Source organism: Sphingomonas sp. C3-2 (assembly GCF_033025475.1).
Classification (GTDB): domain Bacteria; phylum Pseudomonadota; class Alphaproteobacteria; order Sphingomonadales; family Sphingomonadaceae; genus Sphingobium_A.
The window spans coordinates 3,459,350-3,480,511 of the sequence record NZ_CP130322.1 but is presented as its reverse complement, the minus strand read 5'-3'; the positions used below and the strand labels follow the sequence as shown (position 1 = coordinate 3,480,511).

Sequence of the window (21,162 nt, the reverse complement as noted above, 5' to 3'; positions counted from 1 at the left end):
GCATGGCGGACGGAATCACCGAGATAGGCACCAGCGCGCCCTTCCCCATCTGGATGGTCGATCTTGATGTGGAGCGCCGCGATATATGCCTGTCCCCAGCCGAACATGAACGCGCGCGGCGCTTTCGTGCACCGGTTCAAGCCAGGCGCTATATCCATGCGCACACGGCGCTCAGGGAGATGGCCGATAGGCATTTTGCGCCGGGCGCCTCGCTCGATTGGCATATCGATTCGTTGGGGAAACCCCGCTTTGCGGACCTGCCAGAACTGCATTTCAGCCTGAGCTATTCGGGGCGACACGCTCTGATTGCCATTGCCGAAGGGCAAGCGATCGGGATCGATATCGAACGGTTCCGGCATATTCCCGATGCGCGAGCGGTAGCGCGTTCATGCTTTACCCCAAGTGAAATCGAGGAACTGGATGACAGCGCGCCTGCAGATCTGGCACAGCGCTTCCTCCTCGGATGGACGCGCAAGGAAGCCTATCTCAAACTGACGGGATCAGGCTTTACCCTGCCGCCCGAGAGCGTGACTGTGGGGCTGACGGAAAAGCCTGCGCAGGTAAACATGGACGGTGTGGCCGCCGCGACAGTGTGTTCCTTCATCCACGCCGACATGGTCGGCGCCTATGCCTGTTTCAATCAATAGGCGTTCTTCTGGGTGAGCACCGTGGCGACGGTGCGGACGAGGATATAGAGGTCGAAAAGCAGCGACCAATTCTCGATATAATAGAGATCATGCTCGAGGCGTTTGACGAGCTTTTCCTCGGTATCGGTTTCCCCGCGCCAGCCGCATACCTGCGCCCAGCCGGTAAGCCCCGGCTTTACTTTGTGGCGCGCCGCATAGGAGGCGACGACTTCGCCGAAAAGACGATCTCCCGCCCGTGTCGCCGGCGCATGCGGGCGTGGGCCGACGAGCGACATCTGCCCCATCAGCACGTTGAGCAGTTGCGGCAGTTCATCAAGACTGGTCCGGCGAAGGAAGGCGCCGACGCGCGTGACCCGCGGATCCTTGCGGCGCGCCTGATGAATGGTGCCGTCCTCACCGCGATCGGCATACATGGTGCGGAACTTGAAGATCGAAAAGGTCCGGCAGTTAAAGCCTTCACGCGCCTGACGGAACAGGATTGGCCCGCCCGATTCCAGCCGGATCACCAGCGCGATAAGCAACATGAGCGGTGCGGTGAAGAGCAGGAGCAGAAATGCGAGAACGCGATCCTCCAGCCATTTTTCGACACGCTGCATGCCTGAAATCGGGCGTTCCAGCAAGGTCATGACCGGAAGGCCACCCAATAGGGTGACCGGGCGTTCAGCATAGATGAAACCCGCCCGTTCGGGCGCAAGGCGAATTTGGACCGGGGTCAGCGCGAGCGCCTCCACCACGGTTCGCAACCGCGTCTCGGCCGCCCATGGCAAGGCAATGATGACCCTGTCCACCGTGCCCGCGCGAATGGCGCCCACGAGCTCCGCCAGCCCCCCCAGAAAGGGCAACGCCACCTTGACCGGAGATAGCGCAACCGCGCTGTCGTCATAAAAGCCGACGACCGACAAGGTCAGCTTGTCGTGACTCATGATGTACTGGGCCAGTTCCTGTCCCTGGACGTCCGCGCCAAATATGGCGGTACGACAGTGAAACACCCCCGCCTCGCGCAAGCGCCTCGCGACGACCACGAAGACCGCGCGGACCGCCGCCAGTGCCGCACAGCCGGCACCGAGCCAAGCCATCCAGCTATCCCAGGAGAAAGACCCCATCGCGTTGAAGAATATGCCGGCCACGAAGAGCAGCAGCACTGTGCAGCACCACACCGTGAGGATGCGCGCCCAGCCACGGCGGAGCGAGAACAGCACTTCCTGATCATAGGCGCCGACGAACTGCCCCAGAGCGGCAAAGGCCATTCCTGCCAGCAGGACAAGCGGGCTGCTCCGAAACGCCCCGAACACGACATGATCTGCCGATATGCCCGGCGCGAGCCAAAGCGTGACGATAACAACCGCCACGACATCGGCAAAACCGTTGAGGGCGGCGACAAGCGGCAGTGGAAATGCCGTGCGCCGCGGCGCCCCGCCGCCATGCGGGCCGGATGGCGGCAGCCTTACCAGCCCGTCGAGGCGGGCAGCCGGAAAGGCTTTTTCCATACCAAGCCCTGGCTCACCCATGATGGAGCCTGCCCTTTGCGTTCAGTGCGTCATCAAGCCGTTTGCGACGGGAGCATCCCTTCGCGGATGACGAAGGCGATCATGTGCGCCCGGTTGCGCGTGCGCGTTTTGAGACGGACATTTTCAATATGCCGTTCGACCGTGCACGGCGCGATATCGAGCGCGATCGCGACCTTCTTGGCCGAAAGGCCGTAAGCCACCAGTTGAAGCACTTCGGCCTCGCGGTTGGTGAGTTCGATCGTCGCGGTATCCGTAAAATAGCTCATCTTCACCCCCTGTGCGTTGTAAGCAGGGCGATCCGCCGCCTATCCGGAAAGCACACCAATGTGCCTTCCAGTCCAAGGAATTTCGGTGTCCCAGCACGAAATGCCTCAGTCTGCTCGACTGCTACATGTCCCCCGGCGACCCGATGAGATTATGACGGGAGGAATGAATTAACATTTCGTTGAATATTTCAACAAAGGCGCGCGATCAAGCCCAAAAACAGCGCCTAAAATTCAGATAATATACGTAAAATTACGATTTTAGCTTCGCAAGCACATGCATTCATTCAATTTAATATATTGATTATATTGACAATGCTATGTTTACCCCCTGATTTATCCGACCGATATTTCCCCACGGTCCACCGCACACCTACCCGTTAGTCGCGCCGCTCTAGCGCAATTATCCATTTGATATCGAAAGTGGTAGCAGGGTGGTGCATTGGCCCGAACGGCTTCAAAACAGTCCGCAAAAAGGTTACGCTTGCTTAATAAAATTCGATAACCAAATCTTCATCGAGAGGCAGGGGTTTCACAGCACGCACCGGGTCTGCGGCCCGAATCGAGATGGCCGCTATGCTGTGAACCGACAGCCTGACGATCCCCGTGTGGGAGGGACATGTGATCGCCGGACCAGAGATGAATGCCGAACTGGAACTCACGCCACGCGAGCGGCAGATACTCAATTTCGTTGCAACAGGGCTTTCGGCCAAGGAAGTGGCGAAGCAACTGAATATCGCCCCCCGCACCGTGGAGCGACATATCGATCATATCCGCCTCAAAACGCGCACGCGGAACCGATCGCACATGGTGGCTTTTGCTTTGGCGAATGGCCTGATCGGATAATCGCCCAGCTTGAAAGCGGCGCCACCCTGATGCGCGATCCCCAGGGTTGCGGGTAAGCGCGCGGCGTTAGCGCCGCCTAGCGATCTCGTGTCTCGTAATACCCCGCATAGGAGTATCTATCGCCGGAGGAGGACAGCGAGCGATTGAGCACCGTTCCTATGAGCGGCGTCCCGTGCAGAAGCCGGATTGCCTCCTTCAATTCGTCGCTTCGGGACTTTCCTTCCTCCACAACGAAGATCACGCCATCGACATGTTCGGCGATCAGGAGCATGTCATCGAGCACGAGCGCCGGAGGCGTATCGACAAGGATGAACGGATGATCCGGCTGATCCCGAAGCGCGGCGAACATCTGCGCCAGCATGGGGCCGGAGAGAAGTTCGGTGGAGTTTCTTCGCGCCTGGCGGATCGGGAACAAGGTCAATGCCTCCCCCGCAACCGTAACGGCGACATCGTCGAACGACTGCGCCTGTTCGAGCAGATCATCGACGCCGGCCTGCGGCACCAGCCCGAAGCGTTCTGCCAGCATCGGCTTTCGCAGGTCCAGATCGACAAGGCATGCGGGCTGGATCCTGCTGATCGCAGCAGCCAGGTTGGTTGCGACAAAGGTTTTTCCGTCCCCCGGTCTCGCCGAGCAGATCGCCAGCACGCGACCGCCTGGGCGATAGAAATCATTGTGCAGGAGCGAGCGCAGAAAGGTAAAGCTGCGCCCACGTATATCGAGCTCGTCAAAGCCGAAAATACCGTTGCTATGGAGGTGATCGGCGTCCAACGCTACCTGCCCGGCGGCGGCCGGCTCATTGGCCGGCTTGGGCAATGCCCGCGGGGCGAAGGCGGCTCGGTGCGGATCAGGGATGAATTCGCTCGCCATGACTATCCCTCCCCTTGCGTGGCACGCGCCGGCAATAAGCGCCGAAATACTCGCACGAACGGAGAGGACGGCTTGTCGGAAATGTCGGGGATGACGACAAGCGGCCGACTTCCGGTAACCCGCTGGACGGCAGAGCGCCCATGCACCCGGTTTCCGAACAGTTCGAGCCAGATCGACAGCGCAATGCCAAAGGCAAAGCCGCCGAAAAGCCCCATGAGAAGCATCATCTGCTTCTTGGGTTGGATGGGTTCCAATGGCAGGCTGGGTGGATCGACGAGCGAGAAGCGTTCGCCCTTGTCCTCGGCCTGGAGATTGGCGGCGACCTGCGCCTCCAACTGTTTCTCGCGGATATCCTGATATTGCAGCTTCAAATTGTCATGATCGCGTTCGAGATTGTTGAGTTCATAGGCGGCCTGCGGGGCGAGCGCGGCCAGTTGCTCCATCTGCCCGATCGAGGCGACCATCTGCGCGCGCCGATGGCTGAGCTCGGCAATGCGTGACCGCCCAGCCGCGATTTCCGCCGAGATGATCCGGGTTCCGGCGCCGCCCGGCAGGTCAGCATTGTTGCGTGCCACGTCCAACGCACTGCGCGCGGCGCGCACATCAGGATGCTCGTCGGAATACACGGCCTCGAGCTGCGCCAGCCGCTCTTCGGCGCGGCGGACGCTATCGCCCCCCGCCCCCGGCCCGGATACCAGCTCAGCCTCTCTGGCCGCCAGAACGCTGTTCTGCCCCATGATGCCCTGGGTTTCGGCATCGATGCGCGAAACCTCTGCCCGCAGCGCAGAATTGGACTGGGTGCTGAGCGCCAGTTGATCGGGCAAGGCCCCCTGATAGCGGGCCTCGATCTCGCGGCGTTTGCCTTGCAAGTCGATCAGGCGTTCCTGCAGTTCATTGCCGCGACGCGCCAGAAAGGCAGCGGTTCCCGAGGCCTGCTCGGTTCGGAGCCTTTTGTCTTCGGTGATGAACTTCTGCGTCAGCCGTTCGGTGACCGCCTGTGCCTGCACCGGATTACGATAAGTGAAAGCGATACTGAACGCGATGGTGGTATCCATGCTGCGCCCGGTATGGTTAGCGGCGTTGGTACTGAGCAGATCGACCGCGATCTTTTGGCGAACGAGATTTTCAACCTGTTCCGGGGTGAGCGTCTTGCGTTCTTCCGGATAGAGATTTGTCGCCGCGATCAATTGCTGCAGGTTCGAACGGCTGAGAATTTGCTGGCGTATCTTGGCAATCCGTTCATCCGCATAATGGGTGAGCGGCGATGCCACCAAAGCGGTCGGAATTTCCTGCGAGGCGATCAGGAGCGAGGCCGTCGAGGTATATTGCGGCTCCATCACAAAGCCCGCGCCCAACCCGACCAGTCCGCCCCCCAGCGTGGGGAGCGCGATCCACCACCGCCTGCGATAGGCGGTTGCCAGCAGTTCGGGCCAGGTGATCAGGGGAACGGTGTTTTCGTCCTCGTCGTTCACGGACGCCTCCAGCGATAACGCAAGCGCAGCCCCAGATAGCCGGCATCGACCGTCTGCGCGCCGAAGGTTTCCCGGCGACGATATTCGGCGATGCCCCCTAGCGTGAGGCGGCGACCAAGATCATGATCGAGCGCCAGGCGAACCTGCGCTGATCTAAGGTGCGGCACATCGGATTCCAGAAGTTTCACGCGCTGGTAATCCGCCGATGCCGACAGGCTCAGCCGTTCGGCCAGACGGTGCGTGATACGACCGCCGACGACAAAACGCCGTTCGGCACCGCCAACCGCCGTCACGCCCGAGCCGAGTTCCGTCGTAAAGCAGGCCGATGTGCGCGTGCTTTCATGACAGAGTTCGCCCTTCACATTCAGGAGATTGAGCGTCCCCTTCTGCACGCTGGGAACGCCCGCTGCGAAGGTGGGGCGCGATCCGTAATGCTGCACACCCAGCTCAAAGTCACCACGCAGATGCGGGCTGAAGCGCTGGGACATAACGAAGATTGCGGACGCGACAGTGAAGCTGCCCACGCCATCGGCGCGATTGCGATCGACGCCGAAGCGGGCACCAAGGCGCGTATAGGGACTGAGCCGCCGGCTGATGGAGAGGTCTGCACCGATTGTTCGCGTATCGAACAACCCGGCCACATTGTAATGGCTTCCATCGAGATGGACTTCGGGCCGGATTTCCCAATAGACATCGGGGCGCCAGTCAGCACCGATCAGGGCGCCATAGCCTGCGCGCACCGCACGGCTGCTGACAGCCGCATCAAGGCCCGACGTAATGCGATCCGCCAGCACATCGCGTTCGATCAGCGCCCGGCCGCGAAGCGACAAGCGTTCGTTGCGGCGATAGAGCATCTCGGTAACGGCGTTGCCGACCAGAATATTCCCGAAATCCCGGCTATATTGCCGATCGGCCACCCGCGCTGAGAAATCGAGCATCGACCCGGTCGGAAACTCAGTACGAATTCGTGGGTGCAGCGCCACTTCACCCATCAGCGCGCTCCGCCCATCGGTGAGCATCAGCGGATTGGAGGAGATCACGCCCCCTGCTTCGGCCTCCAGCTCGACGATGGTGGATTGCGCGCGGATTGGCGTGAAAGGCCATGCGGTGGACAGCGCAATGCCGGTTGAGATCAGCGTCCGGCATCCGCAATGTGAGACTGATCGCCATTTAGGGAATGACCAGGACATCGCCGCTCTTCAACACGGGCAAAGGCGCCGGCAATGCGCCAGGATCAAGACGACGGCTCCCCTTCAGCACCTGTGCCAGTTGAACCCGCTCGACCGTTTGCCCCTGCGGGGTGCGGCGGAGGATCACCGCGCCCTTGACGTCGGCAAATTCGGCAAGTCCACCCGCCAGACTGAGCGCCTGAAGAATATCAATCCCCCCGCTGGCGGCGAACCCACCGGGCGTGCGCACCTTTCCGATGACGAAGAAGCGCATGCCCGAAGGATCGCGCACGGTGACGGTGACATCAGGCGGGCCACCACGATATTTGGGGGCAAGGCGGGCCTCGATCTCTCGGCCGATCGCGTTTGCGGACATTCCAGCCGCCGGCACGCTTCCGGCGAGCGGGAAGGCGAAATTGCCATCGGGCTGAACCCGGACGGTCCGCTGAAGGCGTTCCTCGCCCCAGACCAGGACTTCAAGCTCGTCACCGATGTTGACGCGGTAATCGCTTTCATCGACCGTCTGCGCGCTGACCACGCTTGCCATTTGCGCCGAAGCCGTTCCCGGCGACACGAGTGCGATGGCGGCCGAGGTTATCAGCCATCCGCCCCATCGGGCGAAACCGCCTGAAGTGCGTGGATATGTGCCGGGCTTTTGTTCGCTGATCGCCATGATTTCCGCTGCCTGTTCCAAAGCTTGGGCGCGCAGGCATATTAAATGCGATGAGCCATTTGACGGCATTCTGCTTCAACAGAACCAATTCTTGCGTGGGGATTTCTCCGAGCAATTCCGATCATTCGTCCTAGGGATTTTCCACGAGGTATTCGGGCCTAGGTTTTATGTGAATTGGGCCGCCCCGCGCCTGCGGCTAAGCCGGAAGGAGGAGAGCGGTGCCCAATTCAGAGGCACCTAATCGGCGGAGAAGAAATTGGCTTCCCACGCACCAAGGCTGATCGCCAATGCGCTACTATCCCCGGCACCCGAAGACCGGACAGCGAGCGGGACGCATTTTCTAGATCTGGATTTCGCCGATCTTAGCGAAGAATCCGCGTTGCGGCTGATTGCTTCACGAGGAGAGAGCGTCCCATTTAGTTATGTTGTTACACCAAATGTAGACCATATGGTGCGATTGCAGCAGCAGCGATCCGACCTTTGGCCAGTCTATCGGGCGGCGTGGCTTACACTGTGCGATAGCCGCATCCTTTCGGCGCTGGCCCGCTCGACCGGCAAGACAATTCAAGCAGTTCCAGGAAGCGATTTGACCGCTGCGATTTTGGGCAAGGCCATTATGCCGGGCGACCGCATTGCCATTATCGGCGGCAATGCCACGATGATCGAGCGCCTCTGTAAAAAATTTGGGCTCGGCAATGTGATCCATCACAACCCGCCAATGGGTTTCGTCAACGATGCAGCGGCAATGGAGCGCGCCGTCGCGTTCGCCATTGAGGCGCGTGCGCGCTATACATTTCTGGCGGTGGGCTCCCCCCAGCAGGAAATTCTTGCCTATCGGATCGCGCGTTCCGAACGGGCAGTAGGAACCGGGTTGTGCATCGGCGCCAGCCTGGAATTTCTGACCGGCGATCAGCGCCGTGCGCCTGTGATTGTCCAGAAACTGGCGCTGGAATGGTTGTTCCGGCTCGCCACCAACCCCTCAAGACTGACGCAGCGCTATCTGGTCGATGGCCCACGGATATTCCCGATATTCAATCGCTGGCGGGCGCGGGCGGCAGACACTTCATCGGCGCGATGAAGAGGTACTGGGCGCGTCCCGGCCATGCCATCCTGCCATTGATGCTGGCGACCGGCCTGACCGCGAGCGCGCCGTTCCCGGACGCTCAAAACATGACAACCGGAAAAGCCGCACCGCCAACAAGGGTGCCAAGCCATATATTCATTTCGGGCCATAGCCTGACCGAGCGACCTTATCCGGAGATGCTGGCCACGGTCTTTGCCCAGACGGGCCAGACCGTTCGAATTGATACCGCGAACCGCTTCGGAACATCGATCAAGGACAGGCTGGCCGCAACGAACCCATCGCTGTCTCCGCCAACGGTTCCGAACCATGCCGACACGATGATCGTCGCCGAACAACACAGCCTGATCGACAATCTCGTCTGGAACGACAGCGTTCAGAGCCTGCGCGCAATGCATGACCGGTTCATTGCCGAGAACCCGACCGGGCAAAGCTTTCTGTTCACGGCATGGCTGGGTGTAGATGCGGCGCGAGCGGGACGCTGGATAGAGTTTGAGCGGGGGGCCGCTCCGGTCTGGGAATGCCTCGCCCGCCGCGTCAATATGACGCTTGAAGCCGACGGGCGCACGGATCGCATCGGCGTGATACCCACAGCTCTGGCACTCGCTAACTTGGTCGCCATGGCAAGCGCCGTGCATGTGCCCGGTGTTGCCAATGCAGATGCAGATCGTGCCCTTGCCACATTGTTTGAAGATGATGTGCATCCGACACCGACAGGCGCCTATTATGCAGCGCTGGTGACCCACGCTTGGCTCGGCAAGGGGCAGTCGCCCATTGAACAGCCGGCCAGCGGCATCCCTTTGGCCGCGCAACAGAGCCTGCCGCCGATCGCGGATCGGTTCGTTCGGGAATATCGGCTGACGATGCAGCCCATGTCGATGCAGGCGTGCCGCGATTATCTGCGACAAGAATTTATCGGTCAGTATCTACGGTACATCCGTCCGACTTATGCGAACCAGGGCCTAAAAGGGCAGATCCAGTGGTTCCGCCACCGGGTCGAGTGGGCGATCCTGTTCGGCCGAAACAGCCCCCGAAATCCGTTCTTCCATCGATGACGGCATTTGTCGCGGCCACTCTATCCCTCCAACGTATTGGGGAAAATCCCGAGGCCTATCCTGCGCATATCGAGTGATCGCGTACCGGCATAACATGCTTAGCGAATGATGATTTCCGGTATGTGCAGCATAGGGCTGCGGCAAGGAGGCGCGTTGTTTTCCATCCGACCCGCCATACACGCCGCGAGGAAATTGGGCGGGGTGCGCCCGATCGATATCGAACAGGCAGCGGTAGAGCGCTGGACGATTTCGCCTGCAACGCGCCGCCCCATCCGGCCCGCATATGCCCTGCCCGGACAGCTTGAACGCATCTGCAAAACAGAATTCGGGACGGTGGCCGAGGTCGTGCGCGATTTTCAGGGCGGTTATGACGCGCATCAACCCGAAACCTATGGGTTTCGGGTCAAGGACGCCGATCTTGTCGACGGCGTTCTTTATGCCGGTGATGCCGCCAGCCCCTTGCGCCCCCGCGCGCGTCGTTTTCGTCCGGTATATAGACGGCCGAAACGGCATGCGTCGGCTACGCTCTTTGAAAGCTGGGTGGGCAATCGCTGGTTCGGCAACTGGCTGATCAATGACTGCCTGACCTACGCCCTGTCAGGCGAGCACCCCCGCCCGGTCATGACGCGGCGGAATCTGATTGGCCATATGCCCGAATATGCACAGCGCATTGCCATGCAGGCAGCGAGCGTTGGTGATGCCTCCTTCGATGAACTGATCCTGTTCGGGGATGCTTCGCACAATGACGGGAAGCGTGAACGCGCCGATCGCATGCGTGCTGCTGTGATCGCGGGCGCACGACCGGAACCGCATGTCGGCACTTTCCTATTACGGGGAACCAGCGGCGATCGGCGGGTGCTTGTCAACGAGCGCGAGATCGCCGAATTTTTAGCTGAGCGCCACGGCTTTCGTGTTATCGATCCTGTCTCTTCCCCTGTCGACGACATCGTCGAGGCCTGTGCTGGCGCCCGGATTGTGATCGGTGTGGAGGGCAGTCAACTTGCCCACGGCCTCATCATCATGCCACCAACGGCAACGCTGCTGACCCTGCAGCCCCCTGCCCGTGTCACCTCAGCGTTGAAGATCGTGACCGACCGTCAGGGACAAGGCTTTGCGCTGGTGATCGGCACGGATGCCGGTGCCAACCAGTTTCACATCGACCCGTATGAAATCGAACGTACCCTTGATCTGATAGCGAGCTGAGCCATGGGCTTTTCAACGATCAACGCCGATTATACCCGGCACGGGAGTTCCTTCACGAACATGGGCTTCCTATCGCTCTGTATCTATCGGTTCGGGCGCTGGGGCATGCGCAGATCCAACCCGCTGAGTCGGTATGCGATGCAAAAATGCTACGGCGTGATGAACGTCTTCGTCGCCAATATTTCCAAGATCTGGATACCGCCGCAGGTTCAGATCGGCGCCGATTTCCATATCATCCACGCCGAAGGCTCTCTGTCGATCCATCCGGACACGGTGATCGGCGACCGGGTTGGCGTGATGCACAATGTGACGATCGGGACCAACATGCGCGGCCCGGCACCGATCATTGGCGACGACGTATTTATCGGCGTGAACTCGACAATCCTCGGCCCGGTGAAGATCGGCGACCGGGTACGAATTGGTGCAAATACCGCTGTGTCGACGGATATTCCCGCGGACTGCATCGCGATCGGTTCACCGGCCAAAATCTATCCCCGCCTGGGGCCGTTCCCCGATTTTCATCAAGTACAGGACGTGGAGAGGGCCTGATGGGCGCGATCACCACCTGCTTTTACGAGCTGCTGGCCGACAACCTTCATACCCATTCGGACAAAACGGCGATCATCGATCCCGGGCGCTCCGTAACTTACGCCGAACTGGAAGAGGAAGTCGTCAACTTTGCCGCGCAGCTTCATGCTGCAGGCATAGGCGTTGGTGACCGCGTCGTCATTCAGCTTCGCAAATCGATCGCGGAAGTCGCGGCGATGTTTGGTGTTGCAAGGCTGGGCGCGGTGATCGTCAACGTGCATGCCCAGTGGACTGCGGAACAATTACTCAACGTCGTGAAGGACTGCCGCGCGGCGGCCATCATCGTCGAGCCATCCATGGCGCGCAGGCTGACAGGCGTGCACATATCAGAAAGCGTACGGAGGGTCGTTGTGGCGGGCCCCGCGCCGGAAAGCCCCAGGTTCCAATCATCAACGACAACCGCGCAGTGTAGCGCTCCTCCCTCCGCATCTCCGCTCGATAGCGACCTGGCGATGCTGATCTACACATCGGGATCGACGGGCGGTCCGAAGGGCGTGATGCTGAGCCACCGTAATCTTCTGGCGGGGGCGCGATCGGTGGCAAGATATCTTGAGCTCGATGGAGACGATCGCCTGTTGAGCGTGCTGCCCTATTGCTTCGATTATGGTTTGAACCAGCTTACCACAATGATGCTGCTCGGTGGCACGGTGATCCATCAACCGGTGCCCATGCCAGCCGAAATCATCGCCACCGCCGCGCGTCACGACGCGACCGGGCTGGCAGCGGTCCCGCCGCTCTGGGGTCAGATCGTCCGGCTTCAGCAAGACAGCCCGACAATATTGCCAGCCCTCAGACGGATAACCAATTCGGGCGGCAGCATAGCGAAGAACATTCTGGAGCAAATGCCGACGGCGTTTCCGGGCACAAAAATCTATCTGATGTACGGCCTGACCGAGGCATTTCGATCGACCTATCTGCCACCGGCTGACTTCGCCCGAAAAATGGGCTCGATCGGGCGAGCAATTCCGGGCGCGAACATCCATGTGATCAAGCACGGGATTGGCCCGGCCGGGCCCGGTGAGCAGGGTGAGCTTGTCCACCATGGTCCGCTCGTCAGCATGGGATATTGGGGGCGTCCCGAGAAAACCCGCGAACGCATCCGGCCATGCCCGGAACTGCGCGCGATGATCGGCACCGATCCCGTCGTCTATAGCGGTGATACCGTACGCATCGACGAGGAAGGCTATCTCTGGTTCGTCGGTCGCACCGATGCCCTCATCAAGACCCAAGGGTTTCGGGTTAGCCCCGATGAAGTGGAGGACCTTTTGTGCCGCAGCGGACTTGTCGCCGATGCCGTGGCCTTCGGCATCGAGGATGCGGAGCGCGGACAGGCAATCCATGCGGCGGTTACGCCCCTTCCCGGTTTCTCGGAGAAAGCGCTCCGCGAGCACTGCCGCGCGACAATGCCCGCCTATATGCAGCCCGTGCGGTTTCACATCTGGCCAGACACGATGCCACAAACGGCAAGCGGCAAACTGGCACGGGCAGAGGTGGTGCGTAACTGCACGGGCGATGAGACAAAGAAACCTGCCACAATCGAGGGAGGACCACCATGAGGCTGACCGAAGCGACGCTTATCGCCCATCTTCGTGCCGAATTGCCGGACACGGAGATCCAGCCGACAACGGCGCTCTTTTCATCCGGGGCGTTGGATTCGCTTTCGATGTTGAACCTGATCTGCTTTGTCGAGGATGCGATCGGGCATGAGATCGATGCCGCGGACGTTACGCTGGACAATTTCGATACGGTCGAAGCCATCGTGCATTACGCGCAAATGCCGGTGTGGTAAGGTGCTGCTTTGGTCCATTGCCTTTTTGCCCGCCATACCGCTTGTAACGATAAGCGTGGAATGCTTGGCCGCGCTGACTGACCGGCGAATAGATGCGGCGCCCCTTATGGACGCCCCACCGATCGCAATATTAGTCCCCGCGCATGATGAAGCGGCGGGGATCGGCGCGGTACTGGCGGCGACCCAGGAGCAGATGCGTCCATGCGACCGGCTTATCGTGGTTGCAGACAATTGCACCGACGATACCGCCATCATCGCCACAAGAGCCGGGGCGGAGGTGATTGAGCGGCATGATCCCAAGCGACGCGGCAAGGCGTACGCGCTCGACTTTGGCCGCGATTTTCTGACGATTCATACCCCGCCCGCGATCGTTATCGTGATGGATGCGGACACGCTGCCTGAAGCAGGTGCCATTCAACATATCGCATCACAGGCATGGCACGAACAGGCCGTGCTGCAGGGATGCTATTTGCTTCAAGCGCCGGGCAATGACCCGGTCGTCAGTATTTCGACCTTCGCCTTCTGGCTGAAAAATCTCGTACGGCAAAAGGGGCTCTATCGGCTGTCGGGGCTTGCCTTGCTTCAGGGGAGCGGCATGGCCTTTCCCTGGGAGATATTTCGGCGGGCACCGCTGGCCAGCGCCAGCCTGGTGGAAGACCTCGAACTGGGTGCGGACCTAGTTTTGAGCGGGACCAAAGTGGGTTTCTGCGAACGCGCGCGTTTTACAAGTGGGGCTGCGGAGCCGGCAGGAACCCGCTCGCAACGCACGCGGTGGGAGCACGGCTATCTCTCGGCTGCACCCCGACTATCCGCCAAGCTGATGCGCGCAGCCTTGGGCGGTCGCGCAGGCGCGATAGCGCTGAGCCTCGATCTTATGGTGCCCCCACTCGGTGCGCTGGCGATCGTCGCAGCCCTGGCGCTGGCCGCGATCGGTGCGGGCGCTGTCGCCGGCGCCTCGATGGCCCCGTTGCTATTCCTTCTCATCTGCCTCGGTACGTTTGCGCTGTCGCTGGGGCTGGTCTGGTTGAAGTGGGGACGAACCCTGTTACCACCCGCAGCGTTGCTCGGATTACCGGGCTATTTCCTATGGAAACTGCCTATCCTGATGCGCTTTTTCACGCGGCGTGAACGGCACTGGGTGCGCACCGAAAGAGAAACGCCCCCCTAACCGCACAGTCAGCCCGAACGGCGGCGCTGCAGAACTGGAGGAATCCAGTCAGCCTTCAGATGGTGCAGCATGATCCGCCAATCGCGCTTGTCGGTGCTTCCCGGACGTGCCTTGAAATCGGTTGTGCGCTCGAAGGCCTGCCGTACCGAGGGCTGGGCGGTATAATAATAGGTCGCGATCGACCGACGGGAACGGCCATCAGGGCAGTTCAGAGGATCGGGGTGCCCGTGGAAGGTATCCCGATCGGTGTTGAAAATCACAGCGCGCCCGAATAGCGGCGAAATGCGCTGACGAACGGACTTCATACGGCGATCCCACAATTCCAGCGAACCGCCATAAGCCTCTTCCCAATCCTCATTGAGATAGATGAGCAGATTGAGCCGGCGATCCACCTTCATCCATTCATGTTGTGGGAAATCGGCATGGATGCTGAGATGGCCGCCGCGCTTGATCTCGTGAAGCCCCGCACCGGCATGATAGGGATCAGCGATCAGCCCCTCAATGCCTGTGAGTTCCGACAGGAACGTCAAGAAAGCGCGCGAATTGAGCTCAGCGAACAACATGCGGGTTGCAAGCCCCTGACATTGATCAGGTCGAAATTGGAACTTCAGCCGTTCCTGATCGCGCATGAAGCAGTCATGCCCCGCGCTGTCCGGAAATTCGGCAGCCACGGCGCGCAGCAGATTTTGATCCAGAAAATCGTCAAGGACAATGTGAGGAAAAGGGTCATCAACCGCATAGCGCGCGGCCAATGCCTGCCCGGCCTGCTGGCACTGATCATGATCGAAGCAGCGATATCCGCGAATATCGTCGAGCTTGAGTATCGGCATTGCTACCTCTGAACCGTCACTGCTGCACCACAAAAATCGCCCGCAACCGGGCAGTCTTCACCTTCCGATTAGGCGCTGTGCTGGGCCGCCGAACAAGCGATGGAAAACCCCTTGGCACTTCTCATGATCGATTGATTTCGCCCCTGTCGATAGAACGGAAAGCATCGCAATCGGCGGGAGACGCACGGGTGCATATCGGTTTCTGTTCCCCTGACTGGCCGCCGTCCCGGTCGGCAAACGGCATCGTGACCTATGTTTCCGCAGTCCGTGAATATCTTTTGTCAAAAGGGCACCGCGTTTCGATCCTTGCGAAAGGAAATTGGATCGACAGCGACAACCGTGAAACGCCCATTGCAGGTCAGCCTGGCTTCAGGCGGCGCGTAGATCGATATCTTGATCGGTATAGGGGCCACCTGCCGGGCATCGGTCTGGCCATAGCCGACCAGGTTCGGTCGGTGCATCAGGAAGAGCCATTCGATGTGCTGGAGATGGAAGAAAGTTTTGGCTGGTCCCGCCTCGTCCAGCGGGCAATCGACGTTCCGGTGATCACCCGGCTTCATGGCCCCTGGTTCCTCACCCCGAAAACTCCAAGAACGGCGCTGGAAACGCGTACCCATAGGCAGCGCTGTCGCGCCGAGGAACGCGCGGTCAAATATGCCGGCGCGCTGACGGCCCCCACCCGCACGATGATGACCACCGCCTGCTCGCATCTGGGCCGACCTACCGACAGCCGGAACCTTGTGATCCCGAACCCGATCCGGATGACTGCGGCAGGGACGCAATGGCGGCTCGACGCCTGCGACCGCAACCATATTCTGATGGTTGGTCGCTTCGACCACTGCAAGGGCGCGGACACCTTGCTGCTGGCTTTTGACCAGATGTTGAAACGCCTCCCATCGGCGCGGCTTACGCTTGTGGGAAGCGATATCGGCATTGCCGAGAGACCGGGGCGCGTGACGCGATTTCACGACTTCCTCGGTGCCAAGCTTTCACCGGAAGCCCGTAGCCGCGTGACCTTTACCGGGCAGCTTCCGCCAGGGGAGATCGAAGCACTTCGGCGCAACGCTTTTTTGAGCGTGGTCGCATCACGATATGAGAATTTCCCATACACGCTGCTTGAGAGCATGGCGCAGGGGTGCCCAACCCTTTCGACAGCCTGGGCCGGCAGTGCTGAAATTCTGGAAACGCGACTGGCGGCCTTATCTCCCCCCATTGATGATCCAACCGCAATGGCCGAGCGGCTTTCGTGGATGATGGCCAATCCCGAGCACGCCGCTCAGATGGGAGCAGAGGGCCATAGCCGCTGCAAAACCCATTTTTCGCTGGATGCGGTGGGCGGCCAAATGCTCGACCTTTATGCATCCTGCGCCGAGCAGATGAAGGCGTGACAGCGAGCCCGTCCACTGCGCTGCCGGATGGGAGCCGGCCCCTCCAGCGGTGGCGCGGCCTGATCGGTCGGGACACCAATGTCGTCATCGCCTCGGTTATCGTCACAAATTTGTTGCGCGCGATAAGCACCGTTATCCTAACCCGGCTGCTGGTGCCCGAGATATTCGGCATGTCAGGTATCATCGGCGCGATATCCTTTGCGGCCGCGATGGCGTCAGACCTCGGATTTCAGGCTTTCGTCGTTCGCCATCAGGACGGAGACAAGCCCGAGTTTCTCGATACGGTCTGGACGATCGCGGTTATTCGCGCGGCCGTATTAACGACAACGCTGGCGGTGTTGGCGACGCCGATCGCCAACATACTTGCCAAGCCCGAACTGGCACCGCTGATCGCACTGTCTTCGCTGAGCTTCGTCATCGAAGGTCTCGCATCGCTCACGCTGCTGACTGCCATCCGGAACCGCCAGCTTATCCGCCTTTCGCTTTTGGAACTCAGCGTTCTGGCCGTCCAGATCGTGGTCGGGATTGTGCTCGCCTATCTGTGGCGGAACATCTGGGCGCTGCTGGTGGCGTTGCTTATCAGCAGCATCCTGAAAACCGCTCTCAGCTACATCATTTTTTCCGGCGCGCGACGGCGGATCGCGTTCGACCGTGGATATGCGCGCGATCTGTGGCATTTCGCGCGCTATGTCACTGGATCGAGCATCATCACGCTGATCCTGCTTCAAAGCGACAAGCTGGTTCTGGCGCGGCTGATGCCGCTGGAAGATTTCGGGCTCTACATCCTTGCCGGCAATCTCGTTGCCGCGCCGCTTGCATTTACCACGGCCTATGCTTCGCGCGTACTGTATCCCGCCTATGCGCAATTGTGGCGGGACGGCGTCGGCGATCTGTGCAGGCAATTTTACGCCAAGCGTTGGGGCCCCTCATTGCTCTACAGCTTTGCCGCCGGTGGCCTCATTGGATCAGCGCCGCTCGTCATCGCGGTCCTCTATGACCCGCGCTATGCCGGAGCGAGCCTCTATCTTCAGCTGCTTGCGCTCAATCCGTTTTTCGCGCTCGCATCGAACAGCGCCAATGAGGCGCTGACGGCCACCGGGCGGATCGAGGCGACATTGCAGGCAAGCATATCGAAGCTCGTCTGGCTCGCGATCGCGGCACCGATTGGCTTCGTGTTCGGCGGGGAGATCGGGTTGGTCGCGGCGATCGGCTTGATGGAAGTGCCGGCTCTGCTCGTCAAATGGATCCAGATGCACCGTGCGGCGCTGCTGCGCCTTGGGTATGAAATTCTGTTCCTATCCGCCGGGGCCGCCGGGATCTTGATCGGCGCTGTGGTCAATTGGCTGCTAATAGACAGCCTTGGCTGAGGAAACGGGCGCCGGTGTTTCTGGCAGCCGGACAACTGGGGATCGACGATGCGCGCGCAGATGGGCGATCTTGAGAAAGGCCGCTGAAAATCCGAACAGGCCGAACACAAAAATGGCAGGGCGTGTGCCGAAGGATGTGAAGAACAGCATTTCCATCATCATGACAAGGCTGGAGAAAATAAAGGCGGGCACCTCGGCATCGTCATAGCGTTTCCTTCGGGAGGGACGAAACGCCAGAGAACGAATGATGAAAAAGACAAACGCCCAGATAAAGATGGCGAGACCGACAACCCCCGAAATCATCATGATCCAGACATAGCTATTCACGAAATCGACGATCCCCTCACCCTGTATAAGATCGTGCAGGCGCCATTGGGCCTCCGGCAGGGAAAAGCCGATCAGGGGACTATTCGAGAATTCCTGCAGCCCCCGCATGAGCAGGAGCCGGCGATAATCGGACGTATCGCTGGAATTGCCCGATAGCCCGATGCTTTCCGAAAAGCTGGACGAGAATTGTGCGCCCACGGCTATCAGTGCAATGCCTGCGGCCACGACCACCGCGCCGACCGATAATTGGAAATAGCGCCGACGATAAATTTCAGCGGCCGCCATCGCGAAGAAAAGGCCGACCCATGCCCCGCGAGATTGGGGCGCCACCAATCCCACGCAACAAAAGGCCATCGCCGCAAAAAAATACCAACGCGTGCGAAACTGATTTCGGCATAGCGACAACGCCAGAACGCAGATCGCGAGGATCATCGCCGCCGATGTTGATTCGACAAACGGCCCACCGGCCCGCAGAAATCCACCGCGCGATTTGACGAGCAGCAACGTCGACAATTCATAATTGACGTAGAGTTCGTTGTAGATCGGCCAGAAGCGGATAAATTCATAGAACAGGATAGCGGACAACACCGTCCCCCCGCAGCCCAGCCACAACAGGATGGCCTTGCATTCCTTCATCGTGCGGATGCCGCGGCTGACGATGTAATAGGGCAATCCCAGATCAAGGATCACGTTCGACGACGACCGCAGGAAATTCGAAAAGCTTGTATCGCGCGCCAGGGCGGCAGCAAGGAGGAGGAGGAGCGCACAAGCTGGAAGATCGATAAGCCAGTTGGACCGAGCCTTGGCCGGATTTAAAAAAAGCGCGATCGCGGCACCGATGGCCAGCGCATCATGCACGCCGAAATCGAACAGTTTCAGTACGCCGATAGCCGCAGTAGAATCCAGCCCTGGCAGCATGAGCAGACTGAAGAGATAGACGGGTACGATCTTGTCGATCCGCAACGCGACCATCGGCACCCAGAGACACATGACAAGGTAAAGCAGCCACGGGTTTGTAAATGACCAGCCGATGATCGGCATGCCCACCACAATGAAGAGGCAGCGCCCCGCCATATCCCGCCGGGCGGCGGCGGGGAGGCAGAACAGAAACAGCGCAGCGGCCAGCCCCCCAAGCGTCGCCACGTGCAGCGCGTGCTTGATCGTGAAATAGGCCAGAATCAAGAACGAGGCCATGAGAACGGGCACAGCGCCGTGCACAAGATCGTCGCGCTTCATTCCCCTGTTCCCATGAACTGCCGAACAGCGGCGAGCTTCGGTGCTTGCTGCAGGGGCTGGCCGGCATATTCGCGCAAGCCCCATGCCCCATATTCGGATATCGGTGCGGTCGAGGCATAGAGGACGAGATCTCCGCCGATACGGTCCTGCCAGGCGCTTAAATAAGCGCGGTAGAGCGCGCCCATACGCGGATCGCGCTGGATAGCCCGGGCGAACGCCATATCCCGGGTCACAAGATGCTGGCCGCCCTCATAGGTAAGGAAACGCAAACCATGCGCATGGGCTATCTTGCGATGGATCTCGGCATGATCGATCGTGTCGGCAACCGCCGCCGGCACATCCGCGAAAACGCGGTCAATGTCGGCCGATGAATATCGATCGAGATCGAGCCAGACATAAGGCGCGGTGGCAAGCGCATCGATCCATTGCGGCGTATCCCCGTCTTCGAGCATCATTCTTGCGAGATCGGGCCAGGCGTTCTGGCTGGATGCGACACGAACCAGCCGATCGGGCTGATCGGCGAAAACCTCGGTCCATATGCGCATCGTCTGGCGGAGCTTTTGCGCATAGCGGAGCATTTTCGCACGGGCCGGATCCCCCTTCCCCAACCCGAGCGCCAAGCCCTCGCGCTGCGCCTGCTGGGCCGCATCGAACATGTCGTTCCAGATTTCATTGCCGAGTTCGACATGGACCCGGCGATCCGGTGCCAGACGCTCGTGGACAAGCTGCGCGAACTTCCTGACATAGGCATCGTCGGCGCGATACGGCATCAGGAACCAGGGATCGACGCCCGTGATGTTCGCCAGATCGATCATATCCTCGATCGCAGCGCCATAGACCCCGACCTGACTGGCGCTATCGGGCCTTGTCCGGTTTTCCCACCGTACAGAAACATTGTCGTTCGTCCGTTGCCAATCGAGAAAGCGCACGATCCGAAACGGGCGCACGAAAGACAGGAACTCGGGATGGAAACGCTCGGTGGCGGGGCGACCGCCTTCCCGACAATCAATGTTCCTGACAGGATTAGCGGGATCGGTTTCAAGAAGCTCGATCCAGGCGCCTTCGTCATCAGCGCCGGTGAGCGCGAGATCGAGAACAAGCTCCTGGTTGCCGACGGGCTCTTGGGCTCTTGCCGCGCCTCCTGCAGACAGCACGCCCCGCCCCGCATAACGACATCGGACGATGATCGCCCGATATGGGGCGGGCGGCAGCATGAGCGGACGCGGCGCGGTTTGCCCCGGTTCCAGAAAGCGCACCCAGCCATTTTCATCAAGCTGATGGTCGGGAAAGGCCGTCCACCCCTGTCCGCGCGACGAAAACCATTCGCTCTGCAGGATCATGTTGGTGAATACCTGTTGACGATTGAACGTCGCGAGCCCGAACAGGTTGATACCCAGTCGGGTCGCCGTCGGCCGTGGCAGTTGAACGTCCTCGCCATTCGCCGCCGCCCAGCGTGTGGGCACCGCAAAAACCACAAGCCCGGTTATCAGGAGCAATAGCCCCAGCGCTACGAGCACATTCCGATGGATGCGCGCCAAATTTCCGGCTCCCCCGTCAGATTGCCTCGCGTATCATGCCGGTTTGCGCGGTTCGCTTCTGCTCGGATTTTGGGCTCCTGTTTTTTTGGCATTTCGGCCCAAATTTCCCACCCCAAAATCCTGAGCCGCCATCCCCCAATGCCGAG

At 60.2% G+C, this 21,162-nt stretch carries 21 protein-coding genes; 12 read left to right on the top strand and 9 right to left on the bottom strand.

Annotated features, from left to right (window positions below):
- Positions 1-53: 53 nt before the first annotated feature.
- Entirely contained in the window at positions 54-647 is a 594-nt protein-coding gene (locus QYC26_RS16605) for a 4'-phosphopantetheinyl transferase family protein (protein ID WP_317513331.1), read from the top strand.
- Here QYC26_RS16605 and QYC26_RS16600 read toward each other — a convergent pair.
- The gene (locus QYC26_RS16600) at positions 641-2,134 is read right to left on the bottom strand and encodes an undecaprenyl-phosphate glucose phosphotransferase (RefSeq protein WP_317513330.1); all 1,494 of its coding nucleotides are present in this window, start codon (positions 2,132-2,134) and stop codon (positions 641-643) included. The genes QYC26_RS16605 and QYC26_RS16600 overlap by 7 nt on opposite strands.
- A 53-nt stretch (positions 2,135-2,187) precedes the next feature.
- Positions 2,188-2,421 (bottom strand): helix-turn-helix domain-containing protein, encoded by a 234-nt coding sequence (locus QYC26_RS16595; protein WP_317513329.1) that lies wholly within the window; start codon positions 2,419-2,421, stop codon positions 2,188-2,190.
- 636 nt (positions 2,422-3,057) lie between these two features.
- Between QYC26_RS16595 and QYC26_RS16590 the strand changes: the two genes are divergently transcribed.
- Positions 3,058-3,264 (top strand): helix-turn-helix transcriptional regulator, encoded by a 207-nt coding sequence (locus tag QYC26_RS16590; protein ID WP_317513328.1) that lies wholly within the window; start codon positions 3,058-3,060, stop codon positions 3,262-3,264.
- 76 nt (positions 3,265-3,340) lie between these two features.
- Here QYC26_RS16590 and QYC26_RS16585 read toward each other — a convergent pair whose 3' ends face one another.
- Genes QYC26_RS16585 through QYC26_RS16570 form a run of 4 tightly spaced genes read right to left on the bottom strand, consistent with a single transcriptional unit; the run spans position 3,341 to position 7,515 of the window.
- Positions 3,341-4,132: a CpsD/CapB family tyrosine-protein kinase gene (locus tag QYC26_RS16585; protein ID WP_317513327.1), complete on the bottom strand. Its 792-nt coding sequence runs from the start codon at positions 4,130-4,132 to the stop codon at positions 3,341-3,343.
- Positions 4,133-4,134: 2 nt separating this feature from the next.
- On the bottom strand, positions 4,135-5,604 hold the full coding sequence (locus tag QYC26_RS16580; protein WP_317513326.1) for a GumC family protein: 1,470 nt from the start codon (positions 5,602-5,604) through the stop codon (positions 4,135-4,137).
- Positions 5,601-6,794: a hypothetical protein gene (locus tag QYC26_RS16575; RefSeq protein WP_317513325.1), complete on the bottom strand. Its 1,194-nt coding sequence runs from the start codon at positions 6,792-6,794 to the stop codon at positions 5,601-5,603. The genes QYC26_RS16580 and QYC26_RS16575 overlap by 4 nt, the downstream gene beginning before the upstream one ends.
- Positions 6,775-7,515: a polysaccharide biosynthesis/export family protein gene (locus QYC26_RS16570; protein WP_317513324.1), complete on the bottom strand. Its 741-nt coding sequence runs from the start codon at positions 7,513-7,515 to the stop codon at positions 6,775-6,777. The genes QYC26_RS16575 and QYC26_RS16570 overlap by 20 nt, the downstream gene beginning before the upstream one ends.
- A 187-nt stretch (positions 7,516-7,702) precedes the next feature.
- Here QYC26_RS16570 and QYC26_RS16565 point away from each other — a divergent pair, with 187 nt between their 5' ends.
- The 7 genes from QYC26_RS16565 (at position 7,703) to QYC26_RS16535 (ending at position 14,330) form a co-directional block, all read left to right on the top strand.
- Entirely contained in the window at positions 7,703-8,524 is an 822-nt protein-coding gene (locus QYC26_RS16565; RefSeq protein WP_317513323.1) for a WecB/TagA/CpsF family glycosyltransferase, read from the top strand.
- A 38-nt stretch (positions 8,525-8,562) separates the two neighbouring features.
- Complete coding sequence (locus QYC26_RS16560; protein ID WP_317513322.1) at positions 8,563-9,582, top strand: hypothetical protein; 1,020 nt, start codon at positions 8,563-8,565, stop codon at positions 9,580-9,582.
- A 201-nt stretch (positions 9,583-9,783) separates the two neighbouring features.
- Positions 9,784-10,785, top strand: coding sequence for a glycosyltransferase family 61 protein (locus tag QYC26_RS16555; protein WP_317513320.1), 1,002 nt, complete (start codon positions 9,784-9,786; stop codon positions 10,783-10,785).
- A gap of 3 nt (positions 10,786-10,788) precedes the next feature.
- Complete coding sequence (locus QYC26_RS16550; protein ID WP_317513319.1) at positions 10,789-11,334, top strand: serine acetyltransferase; 546 nt, start codon at positions 10,789-10,791, stop codon at positions 11,332-11,334.
- On the top strand, positions 11,334-12,929 hold the full coding sequence (locus QYC26_RS16545) for an AMP-binding protein (RefSeq protein ID WP_317513318.1): 1,596 nt from the start codon (positions 11,334-11,336) through the stop codon (positions 12,927-12,929). Before QYC26_RS16550 ends, QYC26_RS16545 begins: the two co-directional genes overlap by 1 nt.
- On the top strand, positions 12,926-13,162 hold the full coding sequence (locus tag QYC26_RS16540; RefSeq protein WP_317513317.1) for an acyl carrier protein: 237 nt from the start codon (positions 12,926-12,928) through the stop codon (positions 13,160-13,162). Before QYC26_RS16545 ends, QYC26_RS16540 begins: the two co-directional genes overlap by 4 nt.
- 64 nt (positions 13,163-13,226) lie before the next feature.
- On the top strand, positions 13,227-14,330 hold the full coding sequence (locus tag QYC26_RS16535) for a glycosyltransferase family 2 protein (RefSeq protein ID WP_317513316.1): 1,104 nt from the start codon (positions 13,227-13,229) through the stop codon (positions 14,328-14,330).
- A gap of 8 nt (positions 14,331-14,338) precedes the next feature.
- Here QYC26_RS16535 and QYC26_RS16530 read toward each other — a convergent pair whose 3' ends face one another.
- A complete protein-coding gene (locus QYC26_RS16530) occupies positions 14,339-14,860 on the bottom strand; it encodes a 2OG-Fe(II) oxygenase (RefSeq protein WP_317515095.1) in 522 nt (173 codons plus the stop codon).
- Here QYC26_RS16530 and QYC26_RS16525 point away from each other — a divergent pair.
- The 3 genes from QYC26_RS16525 (at position 14,753) to QYC26_RS16515 (ending at position 17,915) form a co-directional block, all read left to right on the top strand.
- Complete coding sequence (locus QYC26_RS16525) at positions 14,753-15,172, top strand: hypothetical protein (RefSeq protein ID WP_317515097.1); 420 nt, start codon at positions 14,753-14,755, stop codon at positions 15,170-15,172. The genes QYC26_RS16530 and QYC26_RS16525 overlap by 108 nt on opposite strands.
- Before the next feature lie 176 nt (positions 15,173-15,348).
- Positions 15,349-16,548, top strand: a complete 1,200-nt coding sequence (locus QYC26_RS16520; protein ID WP_317513315.1) for a glycosyltransferase family 4 protein — start codon at positions 15,349-15,351, stop codon at positions 16,546-16,548.
- Positions 16,545-17,915, top strand: a complete 1,371-nt coding sequence (locus QYC26_RS16515) for an oligosaccharide flippase family protein (RefSeq protein ID WP_317513314.1) — start codon at positions 16,545-16,547, stop codon at positions 17,913-17,915. The genes QYC26_RS16520 and QYC26_RS16515 overlap by 4 nt, the downstream gene beginning before the upstream one ends.
- On the opposite strand, the gene QYC26_RS16510 is transcribed toward QYC26_RS16515, so the two are convergent.
- Positions 17,895-19,478 carry an O-antigen ligase family protein gene (locus QYC26_RS16510; RefSeq protein WP_317513313.1) on the bottom strand — a complete coding sequence of 528 codons (1,584 nt, stop codon included), beginning with the start codon at positions 19,476-19,478 and terminating at the stop codon, positions 17,895-17,897. The genes QYC26_RS16515 and QYC26_RS16510 overlap by 21 nt on opposite strands.
- Entirely contained in the window at positions 19,475-21,016 is a 1,542-nt protein-coding gene (locus QYC26_RS16505) for a hypothetical protein (protein ID WP_317513312.1), read from the bottom strand. The genes QYC26_RS16510 and QYC26_RS16505 overlap by 4 nt, the downstream gene beginning before the upstream one ends.
- Between the last annotated feature and the right edge of the window lie 146 nt (positions 21,017-21,162).